The sequence below is a fragment of the Pseudomonas sp. NY15354 genome, assembly GCF_048068075.1.
In the GTDB taxonomy this organism is placed as follows: Bacteria; Pseudomonadota; Gammaproteobacteria; order Pseudomonadales; family Pseudomonadaceae; genus Aquipseudomonas; species Aquipseudomonas guariconensis_C.
Window position 1 is genome coordinate 18681 of record NZ_JBLUPV010000024.1, and the last position, 15992, is coordinate 34672.

General features: G+C 63.4%; 15 protein-coding genes. 5 read left to right on the top strand and 10 right to left on the bottom strand.

Annotation, left to right across the window (positions count from 1 at the left end; translation table 11 throughout):
- Positions 1-103: 103 nt before the first annotated feature.
- Both ACNFCH_RS19505 and ACNFCH_RS19510 read right to left on the bottom strand, forming a co-directional pair.
- Positions 104-544, bottom strand: a complete 441-nt coding sequence (locus ACNFCH_RS19505) for a GNAT family N-acetyltransferase (RefSeq protein WP_337159056.1) — start codon at positions 542-544, stop codon at positions 104-106.
- A 23-nt stretch (positions 545-567) separates the two neighbouring features.
- Positions 568-954 (bottom strand): DUF488 domain-containing protein, encoded by a 387-nt coding sequence (locus ACNFCH_RS19510; protein ID WP_337159057.1) that lies wholly within the window; start codon positions 952-954, stop codon positions 568-570.
- Positions 955-1084: 130 nt separating this feature from the next.
- On the opposite strand from ACNFCH_RS19510, the gene ACNFCH_RS19515 reads away from it, so the two are divergent.
- Positions 1085-2701 (top strand): inorganic phosphate transporter, encoded by a 1617-nt coding sequence (locus ACNFCH_RS19515; protein ID WP_416743360.1) that lies wholly within the window; start codon positions 1085-1087, stop codon positions 2699-2701.
- 39 nt (positions 2702-2740) lie between these two features.
- On the opposite strand, the gene ACNFCH_RS19520 is transcribed toward ACNFCH_RS19515, so the two are convergent.
- The 5 genes from ACNFCH_RS19520 to ACNFCH_RS19540 all read right to left on the bottom strand — a co-directional run bounded on the left by ACNFCH_RS19520 (position 2741) and on the right by ACNFCH_RS19540 (position 7130).
- Complete coding sequence (locus tag ACNFCH_RS19520; protein WP_337159059.1) at positions 2741-3436, bottom strand: glutathione S-transferase N-terminal domain-containing protein; 696 nt, start codon at positions 3434-3436, stop codon at positions 2741-2743.
- A 212-nt stretch (positions 3437-3648) separates the two neighbouring features.
- Positions 3649-4422 (bottom strand): OmpA family protein, encoded by a 774-nt coding sequence (locus ACNFCH_RS19525; RefSeq protein WP_337159060.1) that lies wholly within the window; start codon positions 4420-4422, stop codon positions 3649-3651.
- 10 nt (positions 4423-4432) lie between these two features.
- Positions 4433-4828 (bottom strand): DUF4398 domain-containing protein, encoded by a 396-nt coding sequence (locus ACNFCH_RS19530; RefSeq protein ID WP_337159061.1) that lies wholly within the window; start codon positions 4826-4828, stop codon positions 4433-4435.
- 310 nt (positions 4829-5138) lie between these two features.
- Positions 5139-5636, bottom strand: coding sequence for a PaaI family thioesterase (locus tag ACNFCH_RS19535; RefSeq protein WP_196165265.1), 498 nt, complete (start codon positions 5634-5636; stop codon positions 5139-5141).
- Between the two features lie 108 nt (positions 5637-5744).
- A complete protein-coding gene (locus tag ACNFCH_RS19540) occupies positions 5745-7130 on the bottom strand; it encodes an amino acid permease (protein ID WP_416743363.1) in 1386 nt (461 codons plus the stop codon).
- Between the two features lie 352 nt (positions 7131-7482).
- Between ACNFCH_RS19540 and gcvA the strand changes: the two genes are divergently transcribed.
- Positions 7483-8379: a transcriptional regulator GcvA gene (gcvA, locus tag ACNFCH_RS19545; protein WP_416743365.1), complete on the top strand. Its 897-nt coding sequence runs from the start codon at positions 7483-7485 to the stop codon at positions 8377-8379.
- 125 nt (positions 8380-8504) lie between these two features.
- Positions 8505-9755 (top strand): aspartate aminotransferase family protein, encoded by a 1251-nt coding sequence (locus tag ACNFCH_RS19550; RefSeq protein WP_416743367.1) that lies wholly within the window; start codon positions 8505-8507, stop codon positions 9753-9755.
- A 3-nt stretch (positions 9756-9758) separates the two neighbouring features.
- On the opposite strand, the gene ACNFCH_RS19555 is transcribed toward ACNFCH_RS19550, so the two are convergent.
- Positions 9759-10058 (bottom strand): hypothetical protein, encoded by a 300-nt coding sequence (locus ACNFCH_RS19555; RefSeq protein WP_043209175.1) that lies wholly within the window; start codon positions 10056-10058, stop codon positions 9759-9761.
- Between the two features lie 204 nt (positions 10059-10262).
- Here ACNFCH_RS19555 and ACNFCH_RS19560 point away from each other — a divergent pair, with 204 nt between their 5' ends.
- Positions 10263-10691: a hypothetical protein gene (locus ACNFCH_RS19560; RefSeq protein ID WP_337159065.1), complete on the top strand. Its 429-nt coding sequence runs from the start codon at positions 10263-10265 to the stop codon at positions 10689-10691.
- Between the two features lie 21 nt (positions 10692-10712).
- Here ACNFCH_RS19560 and dsdA read toward each other — a convergent pair whose 3' ends face one another.
- Entirely contained in the window at positions 10713-12074 is a 1362-nt protein-coding gene (gene dsdA / locus ACNFCH_RS19565; protein WP_416743369.1) for a D-serine ammonia-lyase, read from the bottom strand.
- 149 nt (positions 12075-12223) lie between these two features.
- Here dsdA and fusA point away from each other — a divergent pair, with 149 nt between their 5' ends.
- Positions 12224-14335 carry an elongation factor G gene (gene fusA / locus ACNFCH_RS19570; protein ID WP_416743371.1) on the top strand — a complete coding sequence of 704 codons (2112 nt, stop codon included), beginning with the start codon at positions 12224-12226 and terminating at the stop codon, positions 14333-14335.
- A 121-nt stretch (positions 14336-14456) separates the two neighbouring features.
- Here the strand turns inward: fusA and ACNFCH_RS19575 are convergent, their stop codons facing one another.
- Complete coding sequence (locus tag ACNFCH_RS19575) at positions 14457-15893, bottom strand: SulP family inorganic anion transporter (protein WP_416743373.1); 1437 nt, start codon at positions 15891-15893, stop codon at positions 14457-14459.
- Between the last annotated feature and the right edge of the window lie 99 nt (positions 15894-15992).

Consider the following 15992-nt stretch of genomic DNA (forward strand, 5'->3'; position numbering starts at 1 on the left):
CGACCTTCAAGCGAGTGGCCATCAACCCGGATGGCACTATGCCAATTGGGATCCAATCCTGGCAAGCCATCATTGCGCTATCGGTCACGATCTGTCTCACCGGTCAGCACTTGGCGCCAATCGCCCGCTGCATGCGCACGAAGCATTCGTCTTCGCCCATTTCCACGAAGCCGTGGCGCGCATAGAGCTGACGCGCGGGGTTGCTGTTGAACACCATCAACCGCAGCAAGGGCAGCCGTCGTTGCCCCGCCCATTGGGCCAGGGTCTCCAGTACCCAGGCGCCGACACCCCGCCCTCTATGCTCGGGAAGCAGGTGCAACTCGCGGATGAACAACGCCTGGCGATCCTGGCTGAGGCTGCAGAAACCCAGCACCTGCCCCTGCTCTGTCACCAACCACTGTTCGCGCCAGCCCCAGGCTTCATCGAAAGCTTCCTCGATCCACAGCAGGTCGAACTCCCGGTAGTACGGCAGCATGGCGCGCCGGGTCAGATCGCGGGCGAAGGTACGGTGGGCGTCGGTGGCCGGGACCAATTCAAGAGGCATGGGGGGCGGATCCTGCAGTCGATCTACGGGGCATAGCACACCGGAGAGCTTCCCGGCCCGCGGCGTTCAAGCTCGTCCTCCAGCCACCCGGCCAGCACCACGGCATTGTTGTGCTCGGTGTCCTTGCCAGCATAGAGCAAGGTCAAGGTGCCCTTGGCGGCGAGGTCCAGCAGCGGGTACCAGTGCTCGGGATGGGCCGCCAGTTCCTGCTGGTAGCGCTGGGTGAAACCGGCGAAATCCACCTCGCCATGATGAAACGCCTTACGCAGTTCATCGGACGGTGCCACCTCTCGCAACCATTGTCCGTGGAGGTCGTCCTTTCGTTTGTTTCGCGGCCACAGACGATCGACCAGCACCCGCTGACCATCCTCGGCCTCAATGGGATCGTAGACACGTTTGCAGCGGATCACGGCGTTCTCCTGTGACAAGCCTTACCTATCAGACTAGGGCCTTCATTGACCAAGGTCACGTGCAGACCCTGCAATGCCTTCTATGCTTTGTCCGCCTGGCATCTTTGCCCGACGCCACCCGGAGCCCTCCATGGCAACCTCGTCACTGGCCAACCAGACCGACCTGGCCCACCCCGACGCCCGCCCGCAGCTGTCACACAGACCCGGCCGCGCTACCCTCACGTTGTTCATCGGTCTGCTGCTGGCCGCAGTGGCCTACACCGCCTGGAGCCTGAAACAGGATGTCAGCGCCAGCGGCACCGTCGTCACCACCTTCACCCCCTTCCTGCTGCTGGGCCTGGCGCTACTGATCGCCCTGGGTTTCGAGTTCGTCAATGGCTTCCATGACACGGCCAATGCAGTCGCCACGGTGATCTATACCCATTCCTTGCCGGCGCCGGTGGCGGTGGTGTGGTCTGGCCTGTGCAATTTCCTTGGGGTGCTGCTGTCCAGCGGCGCCGTGGCATTCGCCATCATTGCGCTGCTGCCGGTGGAGCTGATCCTGCAGGTGGGCTCCACGGCCGGCTTCGCCATGGTGTTCGCCCTGCTGCTGGCGGCGATCATCTGGAACCTGGGCACCTGGTGGCTGGGCCTGCCTGCATCGTCTTCACACACCTTGATCGGCTCGATCATCGGCGTCGGTGTGGCCAACGCCCTGATGCATGGGCGCGCGGGCACCAGCGGAGTGGACTGGAGCCAGGCGAGCAAGGTGGGCTACGCCTTGCTGTTCTCGCCGCTGATTGGCTTCGCCTGTGCCGCCTTGCTGTTGCTGGCACTGCGTCTGCTGGTCAAGCGTCGTGAGCTGTACGAGGCACCGCAAGGGCAGACGCCTCCCCCTTGGTGGATCCGCGGCGTGTTGATCCTGACCTGCACCGGCGTGTCGTTCGCCCATGGATCCAACGACGGCCAGAAAGGCATGGGGCTGATCATGCTGATTCTGGTCGGCACCCTGCCGATGGCGTACGCGCTGAACAAGACCATGCCCACGGCGCAGGCACAGCAGTTCTCCGCCGTTGCCCAAAGCACCCGTCAAGCGTTGGTGCGCAGTGCGCCTCAAGCCGCCCCGGCCGACCCACGCCAGGCGCTGATCGCCTTCATTGCCGAGCCCAAGGCGAGCCCGCAACTAGTCCCCGCATTGGCCGCACTCAGCGGGATGATCGGCGAGCAGGTCAAAGGCTATGGCTCCCTCAACCGAGTGCCGGCCGAAGCCATGGCCAACGTGCGCGACGACATGTACCTGGCGAGCGAAACCATCCGCATTATCGACAAGCAGCAGTTGGCACGCTTCGACGCCCAAACCCATCGCCAGGTCAGCGCGTTCAAACAGCAATTGGACGATGCCACCCGCTACATCCCGCTGTGGGTCAAGGTCGTGGTCGCCATTGCACTGGGCCTGGGCACCATGGTGGGCTGGCGACGCATCGTGGTCACCGTGGGCGAAAAGATCGGCAAGACCCACCTGAGCTATGCCCAAGGTGCCTCGGCGGAGGTGGTGGCCATGTGCACCATTGGCGCGGCGGACCTGTTCGGCCTGCCGGTATCGACCACCCATGTGCTGTCGTCGGGCGTCGCGGGCACCATGGTGGCGAACGGATCGGGTATCCAGCGGCGGACACTGTTCAATCTGTTGATGGCCTGGGTATTGACCTTGCCGGCGGCCATGCTCCTGGCCGGATGCCTGTACTGGCTGCTGTGCCAGGTATTCTGAAAGTTCAGGGCCGCACCACGACCCTGAACGCGTGCAGGCTCACGCTGGAATCTTCAGGCCCCGCTGCACCGCAGGTCGGGCCAGGAAGGCCTCAAGCACTCGCTGCACCTGCTTGAACTCATCGAACCGCACCAGCTCCCGTGCGTTGTAGCGTTCCACCAGGTTGCGCACCCACGGGAAGATGGCGATGTCGGCGATGCTGTACGTGTCCACCATCCATTCGCGCCCGGCCAGGTGCCGGTCGAGCACGCCCAGCAGGCGTCGCGATTCATTGACATAACGGTCCCGCGGACGCTTGTCCTCGTAATCCTTGCCAGCGAAGAAATGGAAGAACCCGACCTGGCCGAACATCGGCCCGATCCCTCCCATCTGGAACATCAGCCACTGGAGGGTCTGGTAGCGGGTGGCCGGATCCTGGCTGAGCAACTGGCCGGTCTTCTCCGCCAGGTACTGCAGGATCGCGCCGGACTCGAACAATGGCAGCGGCTGGCCGTTCGGGCCGTTGGGGTCGAGGATGGCAGGGATCTTGTTGTTGGCGCTCAACGAGATGAATTCAGGGCTCATTTGGTCATCGTTGTCGAAGCTGATCTTGTGCACCTCGTAGGGCAGACCGATCTCCTCGAGCATGATCGAGACCTTGACGCCGTTGGGCGTGGGCAAGGAATACAACTGCAGGCGCTCGGGATGGCGCGCCGGCCATTTGCGGGTGATGGGAAAAGCGCTGAGATCGGTCATGGGCACTTCCTGAAGACAAGGAAATGACCACTGTAGGGGTAACCCGATGGTTTGGCCATCGGTTGTTACTAGGGCTTTCGCCGCCATCTGTGGGAACGGGTTTACCCGTGAATACGTTGGTGAATCCACTACCGCATTCGCTGGCGAACCCGCTCCCACAAGGACTGTGCAGTGTTTCGGATGGCACGCCCGCAGGTGCGCCATCCGTCACATCAGTACCGCGCCGGAACGCGCTCGGCGCCTCGGGAGATGATCACCTCCACACGGCGATTGAGCTGCCGGGCTTGCGCATCGGCATTGGAGGCAACCGGATATTCCTTGCCATAACCGCCGGTAGTGATCCGGCCGGGTTCGATACCGTGACGGCGCAACGCCATCGCCACGGAGGCGGCGCGCTGTTCGGACAGTGTCTGGTTGAAGGCATCGCTGCCAGTGGCATCGGTGAAGCCTTCGACCAGCACCTTGCGTTCAGGGTTGTCGTTCAGGAATGCGGCCAGCTTCTGGATATCGCGATCGCTGCTGGGGCGCAGTTGCGCGCGACCGGTGTCAAACAGCACATCGCCGAACGTCACGACGGTACCGCGTTCGGTCTGCTTGGACTTGAGCGATTGCAACGCCTTGAGCTGAGCGGTACGCACCTGAAGGCGTGCCTCGGTGCGCTGGGCCTCGATACGCTGCAGGCCGGCTTCGGCCTGGCGCAGTACGATGGTCTGCTCGGCCGTCTCGATCTTGCGGTTGGCTAGGTAGGCGAGCTGCCCGACCTGCGCCCCTTTGCGGTCCTTGAGCGAGGCCAGTTCGGCTTTGCCCAGGGCGCGGTAGGCTTCCTGGGTTTCCAGGGCGGCAAGCCGGCTGGCATCCGGTTTGCCTTGCAGGACCGAATACGCCTCGCGGGCCTCCAGCAGGTTTGGGTTTTCTGGCGTCGCACTACAACCGGCCAGCGCCAGTGCGAGCACCGATGCGCAAGGCAACAGATACGATTTCGACATGGTCAGCTCCTTATTCGGCAGTCACGGCAGGCAGGGTGTCGGGGGCTTCGAGCATTTCCCGCTTGAGCACCTCGATGCCTTCGCGGGCGGCGCTGAGTTGCGCCTGGGCCTTGCTCGCCTGAGCCTTGCGCTCGGCGAAGCTGGCGTCGGCCTCGGCTTGTTCGGCGAGGGTGCGGACCTGAGCCAGGTCCTGCTGGCCCAAGGCCCGCTCCATGGCGTTGAGTTTGTCCTGGGCCGCACGCATTTCGACGGGCGCATATTGGGTCGCATCGGCGGCCACGGCACGATTGACTGCATGACGGGTCAGCTCGATCTGTTCGGTCGGCACGACAACGCTGGCGCAACCGCCCAGGGCCAGTAACAGACCGCCCAGGGGCAAAAGGTTGCGGATGAATCTGGCACGCATGAAAACAACTCCTCGGTGCTGGACGCATGGGCACGGAGCTCCCGCCGCGATCACGCACGCGTTTGCATCAGGGGATTGGAAAAGTCGCGGATGCTCTGGAGAAACTCGCCTGTATTGAGAAGGCGAGAATGGGAGCTTGATGTGGGATTAAACGAACATCCTAGACCGTCGGTTGTGAAAACCAGACCAGCCTATTCGCAACCCTGGACGAGCCACATCGGACTCAACTGACAAGCCTGTAAGGCTTTTCAACGAATTGAGGTATCCAACACTCGACAGACGGCTCAGCACCGCCTGCCGGTAGCAGTGCTTAAGACAAACCATGGGCCTTGAGTTTGAGCTTCTCGGTATCTACGCGCACGAACACTGAATCAGCCGTCACGGTCAGTACATCGCCCGCCCAGACTTCACAAATGACCCGGGTCTTGCGCCCGACCTCACCCTCCACGCGCGCCTTGAGCACCAGCTCCACGCCCATCGGGGTGGGCTTGAGGTACGTCAGGCTGAGCGTGCCGGTGACGCAATCGATACGCGGCAGACTCCCTGCTTCGCGCCCCTCGGCCCGGTAGTGATAGGCCATGGCCGTCCAGTTGGAGTGGCAATCCACCAGCATGGCCAAGAATCCACCGTAGACCAGCCCCGGCCAGCCGATGAAGCCGCTGTCAGGCGAGTGGCGACAGATCAGGTGAGTGCCATCCTCATCCCAATGGCTCTTGATGTGCAGGCCGCTGGGGTGCGAGCAACCACAGCCATAGCAGGTACCCTCCGGGGCGGCCAGCTCCTGCAGGGAAAGTACGTGTTCGTTCATACGCATCCTGTGCTTGTTGTTAGGCGAAGAAGACGCCACCGATGGTAGCGCCCTGCCCCTTCCCCGCCAATGACGAGGCTGCGCTGGCAGCCCCGTTTGCACTGTCGATCAATGAGTCGGAGCCAGCACCGACATCCCACGCCGACGGGTCAGGGCGATCAGCAGGATGAAGCAGGTCACCCCCGCCGTCATCAAGGTCTCGTAGCGGTAGGCATCGCTGAACAACATGTAGCCCAGCACCATGACGATCAGCCCGATCACCAGCCAGGTGAGCCAAGGGAACAACCACATCTTCAGGGCCAGCTCCGTGCCTTCGCGCTCGGCACGGGCACGCATGCGCAGCTGCGACACGGCGATCACCAGGTACACCAACAAGGCAATAGCGCCGGTGGTGGACAACAGGAAACCGAACACCTTGCCAGGCAACACGTAGTTGACGAAGCAGCCGACGAAGCCCGCCAAGGTCGACAGCACCACTGCCACGGTCGGCACGCCATTGCCGGAGATACGCTTGATCATCCGCGGCGCCTCGCCGCGCGCGCCCAGCGAATAGAGCATGCGCGAGGCGGTATAGAGACCGGAGTTCATGCAACTGGTGACTGCCACCAGCACCACCAGGTCAACCATCAGCTTGGCGCCTGGCACGTTCAAGACCTCGAGTACGCGCTGGAAGGACCCCACCGCCTTCAGGCCCGGGTCGTTCCAGGCCACCAGCGACACCACCAGGAAGATCGAGGCCAGGTAGAAGATCGCGATGCGATACACCACCAGGTTGGTGGCGCGGCGAATCTTGTCTTTCGGGTTGGAGGTTTCGTCGGCGGCGATGGTGACGATCTCGGCGCCGAAGAACGAGAAGATAGTGATCAAGACGCCGCCGAGCACCGTGCCAAAGCCGTTGGGCATGAAACCACCACTGGCCCACAGGTGGCTGACACCGGAGACCTCGGCCAGCGGCCAGACGCCGAACACCGCCATGCTACAGACGCCGATGAAGGCAAGGATGGCGATCACTTTGACCAGCGCGAACCAGTACTCGAATTCACCGAAATTCTTCACGCTGATCAGGTTGGTGGCCGACAGCATGACCATGATCAGGAACGCGAACAACCAGGACGGCACGCCGGGGAAGTACGCATGGAGGATGTCCGCGCCGGCAATGGCTTCGACCGGAATGATCAGCACCCAGAACCACCAATACAGCCAGCCAATGGTGAAACCCGCCCACGGCCCGATGGCCTCGGCGGCATAGGTGGAGAATGAACCGCTGTTGGGGTTGGCAATGGCCATTTCGCCCAGCATGCGCATCACCAGCAAAACCAGCAGACCCGTCATGGCGTAGGAGATCAGGATCGCGGGACCCGCGGTGGCGATGGCGTTGGAAGAGCCGATGAACAGACCGGCCCCGATGATGCCGGCGATGGAAATCATCGAGACCTGGCGCGAGGTCAGGCCATGTTGCAGTGAGCGCTGTTTCTTTGGATGTGGCGATGCCATGGGGGAACCCTCGAATGGGTCGACCGCCGCTAGCGGCGGCTGAAAAGGGAGCAGAAGGCAAAATAGCGTTGCTTTCTTGTTCTTGTTGTTTTCGGTCAGATCAGGCGCAGGCCCTTATCGATGCCATGCTATCGGACGCTGGTATTGGCCGAGGGCAAATAAACATTCAGGCACGCCGAGACGTTCGAACGCGTCGACAGTCATTGTTCTTCTCCTGTTTCAACAGCGGGTTGTCATCGTTGATGCAGGTCAGTATTAATCTAATAAGACGAGGCCAACAAACGACCTTTTCGAAGCACATGATTCCATGACGGAATGAAATCCTTCCAAATTCACTCGGTACTCATCGCTCATGTCAAAACGCCTGATGCCTTCCTCCACCGCCTTGCAGTGCTTCGAAGCGGCCGCTCGCCACCTGAGCTTCACACGGGCGGCGCAGGAGCTGCACTTGACCCAGAGCGCCGTGAGCAAGCAAGTGGCACAACTGGAAGACATGCTTGCGCACCCGCTGTTCCAGCGCATCCGCAGGCGCCTGCAACTGACGCCGGCCGGCGCGCTGTACCTGACCGAGGTGAACAAGATCCTCACCCAGATCGACATCTCCAGCCGTTACATCCTCAGCTATGGCGATGAAACCGAAGTGCTGCGTATCGCCACCCAGCCGACGTTCGGTGCCCGCTGGCTGGTGCCCAAACTCAAGGGCTTCGGTGATCGTCACCCGCGCATCCACTTGGATATCCGCAACGAGCTGGAGCCATTCGACCTGGTGCAGTCCAGGGCCGACATCGCGTTCTTCTTCGGCCAGGGCACCTGGCCTGGGGCCACTTGCCTTGAGCTGTTCAGCGAGGAGGTGGTGCCGGTGTGTGCGCCATCGCTACGCGCCCAGCACCGCTTCGACAGCGCCGCGGCATTGACCGAGCACCGCCTGCTGCAATGCGCTTCGCGGCCGGAGGCCTGGCACGAGTGGCTCCTGGGCCTTGGGCTGCACAGTGAAAACAGCTACCACGGCCCCCGTTTCGACACCTTCTACCTGTGCATCCGCGCCGCCATCGCAGGCTGCGGCATTGCCCTGATCCCCCGTTATCTGGTGGCCGAGGAACTGGCCGAAGGCAAGCTGGTGGTAGCCTGGGACCATCCGGTGCCCAGCAATGGCAAGCACTTCATCGCCCACGCCGAGCATGCGGCGGAGGTACCGAAGGTGCGGGCGTTCGTGCAGTGGATCCTGGAGCGGGTGGCCCAGGGCGATTGAAGGGGTCACCGCGCAGGTGAGCTATGCAATAGTTTTTGGAATGACCGCAATCGAATAATTCGTTTGCGAAGCAACACTTCGCCGCGCTTGGATAATAAGAAAATCAAACCAAGGTTTGCGTGCACATGAATCAGGAAAGTATCAGCCAGTCCATTGCAATTGTTCATCCGATCACACTTTCCCATGGCCGCAATGCCGAAGTCTGGGACACCGACGGCACCCGTTATATCGACTTTGTCGGTGGTATCGGCGTCCTGAACCTGGGCCATTGCAACCCGGCCGTGGTCCAGGCCATCCAGACCCAGGCCACGCACCTGACCCACTACGCCTTCAATGCGGCCCCCCACGGCCCGTATCTAGCGCTGATGGAGCGTTTGCAGCATTTCGTGCCGGTGAGCTACCCACTGGCAGGCATGCTCACCAACAGCGGCGCGGAAGCGGCGGAAAACGCGCTGAAAGTGGCGCGCGGGGCCACTGGCAAGCGCGCCATCGTCGCCTTCGACGGCGGCTTCCATGGTCGTACCTTGGCCACCCTCAACCTCAACGGCAAGGTCGCACCGTACAAGCAACGGGTGGGTGAACTGCCCGGGCCGGTCTATCACCTGCCCTACCCCAGCGCCGACACCGGCGTCACCTGCGAGCAGGCGCTCAAGGCCATGGAGCGCTTGTTCAGCGTGGAACTGGCGGTGGAGGACGTCGCAGCGTTTATCTTCGAGCCCGTCCAAGGCGAAGGCGGCTTCCTGGCGCTGGACCCCAGCTTCGCCCAGGCATTGCGCCGCTTTTGCGACGATCACGGCATCCTGATCATCATCGACGAGATCCAGTCTGGCTTCGGCCGTACCGGTCAGCGCTTCGCCTTTCCTCGCCTGGGCATCGAGCCTGACCTGCTGCTGTTGGCCAAGAGCATCGCCGGGGGCATGCCGCTGGGCGCGGTGGTCGGTCGCAAGGCGATCATGGACTCGCTGCCCAAGGGCGGCCTGGGCGGCACTTATTCAGGCAACCCGATCGCCTGCGCGGCGGCCTTGGCCAGCCTGGAGCAGATGACCGACGAGCATCTCGCGACCTGGGGAGAACGTCAGGAACAGGCCATCGTTGGCCGCTACACACGGTGGAAGGCCACCGGGCTGACGTCGGCGCTAGGCCGCCTGACCGGCACCGGCGCGATGCGCGGGCTGGAGTTGGTCAACGCCGACGGCAGCCCCGCGCCGGCTCAACTGGCCAAGGTACTCGAGTCGGCCCGCGCCAAAGGCCTGCTGCTGATGCCCAGTGGCAAGGCGCGGCACATCATTCGCCTGCTGGCGCCGCTGACGATCGAGCCACAGGTGCTCGAAGAAGGCCTGGATATCCTCGAGGAGTGTCTGGCGGCGCTGGGCTGAACCCTAGAGGCCCAGCTCTTCGGGGGTGAGCATGTCGGACTCGAAGGCAATCCAGCCGCCTTCGAGTTCGGCGTGGCCGTTGACGATCGGGCCGTAGTAGGTGAGGCCGTTCTCCAGCGTCACGCAGATGTGCGTGGCGGATTTTTCCGGCGCGGCCAGGGTACCGACGAAGTGCACCTTCTTGAGGGTTTCGGTAACCGCTTCCAGGCCCACACGCATGTTGGGGTTTTCCATGGCTTCGGCGTCACCCCCACGGTCTTCGGCGCTGACGGTTACGGTGGCGATGTAGGGGTACTTGCTCAATCGGGGTGCCTCGCAGGAATAAGGGACGGCGCATTGGGCGCCAAGGCTGTGTAGGTTACGGCAGGCGATGCCCGCGCGCGAGTACCGCGCTTGCATTTGCCGGGCCGAACCGCTCGTTCCCGGACATCTGCTCGTCCAGAGACCGCGGGGCCGAAATCTGTTAGGGTGCCCGCCGATGCACGCCCCACCACACGAGGATCCCGAGTGAGCGCCGAAGAACCCCTGATCGCCGACCTGTTCGAAGTCGACAAACGCCTGAGCCTCAAGCCCGTCGTGGACTTCAACGCCTACCTGCGCAATGCCTTCGGCGAAGGCGCCTGCCGTTGCCACCGCTGCCTGGAACGGGGCGGCGACGAAAGCGGCTACAGCCATCAGCACACCTTCGATCTCGAAGGCCGTACCCTGCACCGACGCTTCGCCAACACCGCGGGCAGCGATGTTCTGCTGGTGCTGAAGAAAGCCTGGCTGTCCTACACCAAGAACGATCTGCCACTGACTGGCGCGCTGGACCTGACCACCGTCAAGACGTTCACCGACGCCGCCCTGCACGAGCGCCTGCTCGCCCTGCTGCCAGCCAGCGGCCTGGCCCGCGAAACCGACGGCCAGTGGCAACTGCAAGCCCTGGCCGACTGATCTGGGCGCCTGGCCGCCGGGTCACTGCCCTTGGCGGCCATGCACGATGGCGCGGCCTTTTTCCAGGTAAGCGTCCATTTCCTCACGCGGCACCATGCTGCCACCCGTCGCCCAGACCAGGTGCGTGGCATTGGCCATGCGCTGTTCATCCAGCCCCAGGCGTTGACGATAACCCTGGCTTTCCCGCAACACGCGACCCATGCCCGGGACGCCCGCCAGCGCCGACGGCTCCAACGCCAGCCCTTCGCGTTTCTCCATCAGTGCCAATAGGCGGAACAGTTCGGCATCGCTGACGGTGTAGTAGCCGTCGATCAGGCGCTGCATGGCCCGCCCGACGAACCCTGAGGGCCTTCCGACCGCCAACCCGTCGGCGGCAGTGTGGTTGTCCAGGCCGAAGTCATAGACCGACACCCGCTCATGCAACCCGGTGTACACCCCCAACAGCATGCACGGCGAATGGCTGGGCTCGGCGAACAGACAATGCACCGCATCGCCAAATGCCTGCTTCAAGCCAAAGGCCACGCCTCCCGGACCGCCGCCCACGCCGCAGGGCAGATAGACGAACAGCGGATGCTCGGCATCGACGACGATGCCCGCCGCCTGCAACTGCCCGCGCAAGCGCTCGGCGGCCACCGCATAGCCCAGGAACAGGTCGGTGGAGTTCTCGTCATCGACGAAGTGGCAGTTGGGATCGGCATCGGCTTCGCGCCGCCCCTGCTCGACCGCGACCCCGTAGTCGGCATCGTACTCGCGCACCTCGACACCACAGGCCCGCAAGCGATCCTTCTTCCACTGACGGGCATCGGCGGACATGTGCACCGTCGTCCGGAACCCCAGACGCGCGCCCATGACGCCGATGGACAACCCCAGGTTGCCGGTCGAACCCACAGCGATGCTGTATTGGCCGAAGAAGGCCCGCGCCGCGTCGCTGTCGAGCACGGCGTAATCGTCCCCCGGTTTGAGCAGCCCGCCGGCCAGGGCCAGGTCCTCGGCATGCTTGAGCACTTCATAGATGCCGCCACGGGCCTTGATCGAGCCCGAGATCGGCAGCAGGTTATCGGCCTTGAGCCAAAGCGAGCCGACGGGCGCGATATCGAGTTCATCGCACAAGGCGGCCTGCAGGCTGGGCAAAGGCAACAACGGCGATTCGATCAGCCCCCCGGCCGCCTGGGTCTGCGGGAAGGCAGAGGCGATGAACGGTGCGAAACGCGTCAACCGGGCGCTGGCCTCGGCAATATCGCCCGCCCCTAGCGGTACGTCGCCCAGGGCCTGGGCGGAGGGCGCGATACCAGGATTGAACCAAGTGACCGGGGCGTGGCGCACCAGGTCGGCGATCAGCGGGTGCTGCTGGCACCAAGTCTGCAGCGGTACTTCGAGGGCCATGGGCGACTCCAGGCGAAACAGTAGGCAAAGCCTGGATTAGGCGGCACATCAGCGCCCCTTGGCAACCGTCGGATACTTACCCCTGGCCTCATCACAGGCGCCATCGTCTGCTACCTTGGGAGAACCCGCTCACCCACAGGTGAATGACCATGGCCCGCACGACTCCCATCGAGCTGTACCGCAATATCGGCATCGTCGCCCACGTGGACGCCGGCAAGACCACTACCACCGAACGCATCCTGTTCTACACCGGGGTCAACCACAAGATGGGTGAGGTTCATGACGGAGCCGCCACCATGGACTGGATGGCCCAGGAACAGGAGCGTGGCATCACCATCACCTCTGCGGCGACCACGGCGTTCTGGCAGGGCTCGACCAAGCAATTTGCCGACAAGTACCGCTTCAACATCATCGACACCCCCGGTCACGTCGACTTCACCATCGAGGTGGAACGCTCGCTGCGCGTACTCGACGGGGCGGTGGTGGTGTTCAGCGGCGCCGACGGCGTCGAGCCGCAGTCCGAGACGGTCTGGCGCCAGGCCAACAAATACCACGTGCCACGCCTGGCCTATATCAACAAGATGGACCGCCAGGGCGCGGACTTCCTGCGGGTGGTCAAGCAGATCGACCAGCGCCTGGGACACCACCCAGTGCCGATCCAGCTGGCGATCGGCAGCGAGGAGCACTTCGAGGGGCAGATCGACCTGGTGAAGATGAAAGCCATCTACTGGAACGACGCCGACCAGGGCACCAGCTATCGCGAAGAAGAGATTCCAGCTGAATTGCGCGCCCTGGCCGATGAGTGGCGCGCGCACATGGTCGAAGCTGCCGCCGAGGCCAACGACGAACTGACCATGAAGTTTCTCGAGGGTGAAGCGCTGAGCATTGACGAGATCAAGGCAGGCCTGCGCCAGCGCACCCTGGCCAATGAGATCGTGCCGACCATCCTCGGGTCGTCCTTCAAGAACAAAGGCGTACCGCTGATGCTCGATGCGGTGATCGACTACCTGCCCGCCCCTAGCGAGATACCAGCGATCAACGGCACCGACCCGGACAACGAAGAAAAACACCTGGAACGCCACGCCGACGACAACGAGCCGTTCTCGGCCTTGGCCTTCAAGATCGCCACCGCCCCATTCGTCGGCACCCTGACCTTCGCCCGGGTGTACTCAGGCGTGCTCAGCTCCGGTGACGCGGTGCTCAATTCGGTCAAGGGCAAGAAGGAACGCGTCGGGCGCATGGTGCAGATGCACGCCAACCAGCGCGCCGAGATCAAGAACGTCTGTGCCGGCGACATCGCTGCACTGATCGGCATGAAGGATGTCACCACCGGCGACACCCTGTGCGACATGAACAAACCGATCATCCTCGAGCGCATGGACTTCCCCGACCCAGTGATTTCCGTGGCCGTTGAGCCCAAGACCAAAGCCGACCAGGAAAAAATGGGCATCGCCCTGGGCAAGTTGGCCCAGGAGGACCCCTCGTTCCGGGTCAAGACCGACGAGGAGACCGGTCAGACGATCATCTCCGGCATGGGTGAACTGCACCTGGACATCATCGTCGATCGCATGCGCCGCGAGTTCAACGTCGAGGCCAACATTGGCAAGCCCCAAGTGGCCTACCGCGAGAAGATCCGCAACACCTGTGAAATCGAGGGTCGCTTCATCCGCCAATCCGGGGGCCGCGGACAGTATGGCCACTGCTGGATCCGCTTTGCACCCGGCGACGACGGCAAGGAAGGCCTGGAGTTCATCAATGAGATCGTCGGCGGCGTGGTGCCGCGCGAGTACATCCCGGCGATCCAGAAAGGCATCGAGGAGCAAATGCAGAACGGCGTGCTGGCCGGCTATCCGCTGATCAGCCTCAAGGCCGCGGTGTACGACGGCTCGTACCACGACGTGGACTCCAACGAAATGGCCTACAAGATCGCCGCATCCATGGCCACCAAGCAATTGGCCCAGAAAGGCGGTGCCGTGCTACTGGAGCCGGTGATGAAGGTCGAAGTGGTCACGCCCGAGGAATACCTGGGCGACATCATGGGCGACCTGAGCCGTCGGCGCGGCATGATCCAGGGCTCGGAGGACAGCCCCGCAGGCAAAGTGATCCGCGCCGAGGTGCCATTGGGCGAGATGTTCGGCTACTCCACCGACATGCGCTCGATGACCCAGGGCCGGGCCAGTTACTCGATGGAGTTCACCAAGTACGCCGAGGCGCCGGCGAGCATCGCCGACAGCATCGTCAAGAAGAACAAGGGGGAATAACCCCGCCTCCTGGGTGTCTGTCCGACGGCTTCGCGGCCAAGGCGGTGCTCTCGAGAGCACCGGAGAACCTGTGCGGGTTTACCCGCGAAAGAGCCCGCTCAGGCGCCAAAGCCGCTCAATGCTACTCACCCGCCCGCTTGAGCAGCTTCTTGCAGCGCTCCGACAGGTGCACCACGCGCAGGTGCTTGCCGGCCTTGGCATAACGCTCACGCAAGGTCTTCAACGCCGCTATCGCCGAGTAGTCGACAAAGCTCAGGTGCTTGCAGTCCAGGGTCACGCTGGCCGGATCCTGCGCCGGGTCGAACTGATCGAGAAAGGGCGTGGCCGAGGCGAAGAACAGCGTGCCATGCACCTGATAGACCTTGCCGCCCTCCTCGTCCAGATGGCTGTCGGCATAGAGTTCGCGCGCGTGCTGCCAGGCAAAGTTGATCGCGGCGATGACGATGCCGAACAGCACGGCAGTCGCAAGGTCGGTGAATACCGTCACCACCGTCACCGCGATGATCGCCAGCACGTCACTGATCGGCACCTTGCGCAGCACCCGCAGCGAAGCCCAGGCGAAGGTCTGCTGGGCGACCACGAACATCACGCCGACCAATGCCGCCAACGGGATACGCTCGATCAACGGCGACAGGAACAGCACGAACAGCAGGATCATCCCGCCCGCCACCACGCCTGACAGCCGGCCACGACCATTGGAGCTGAGGTTGATCACGGTCTGGCCGATCATCGCGCAGCCCCCCATGCCACCACACAGGCCCGAGACCATGTTCGCCGCCCCCAGGGCCACGCACTCGCGATCAGGATAGCCGCGGCTTTCGGTGATCTCGTCGGTCAGGTTCAAGGTCAGCAGGGTTTCCAGCAGACCCACCATCGCCATCAACACGGCATAGGGCGCGATGATCTTCAGCGTCTCGAGGTTCCATGGCACCTCTGGCAGGGCCAGCCGCGGCAGGCCGCCGGCAATGTGCGCCATGTCGCCCAAGGTGCGGGTTGGCAGGCCGAGCAGGTAGACCAGCAGACCGACGCCGAGGATGGCGACCAAGGCCGGGGGTACAGCACGGGTCAGGCGCGGCAGCACGTAGACCACCAGCATGGTCAGCGCTACCAGGCCGACCATCAGGTAGAGCGGCGCGCCGCTGAGCCAGTGCTCGCCGTCCTTGAAGTGCTCCAACTGGGCCAGGGCAATGACGATCGCCAGGCCGTTGACGAACCCGAGCATCACCGGATACGGCACCAGGCGCACCAGCTTGCCCAGGCGCAGTACGCCGAACAGGATCATCACCACCCCGCCGAGCAGCACCGTGGCCAACAGGTACTGGGCACCGTGCTGCACCACCAGGGCCACGATCACCACGGCCATGGAGCCTGCGGCGCCGGAGATCATCCCGGGGCGTCCGCCGAACAGTGCGGTCAGGGTACAGATGATGAAGGCGCCGTACAGGCCCATGAGCGGGTTGAGGTGGGCAACCAGAGCGAAGGCGATGCACTCGGGCACCAGGGCGAAAGAGGTGGTCAGGCCGGCGAGCAGATCGGCGCGAAGGCGGGCGGGTTTCATGAGGGTCCTGTGTCGTGTCCGGATCCAGAGGCGAACCGGGCTGAAAATCGAGGGGCGCGATGTTACGAGATTTGTCCGGTAGCGACCACCGCCTGGCAC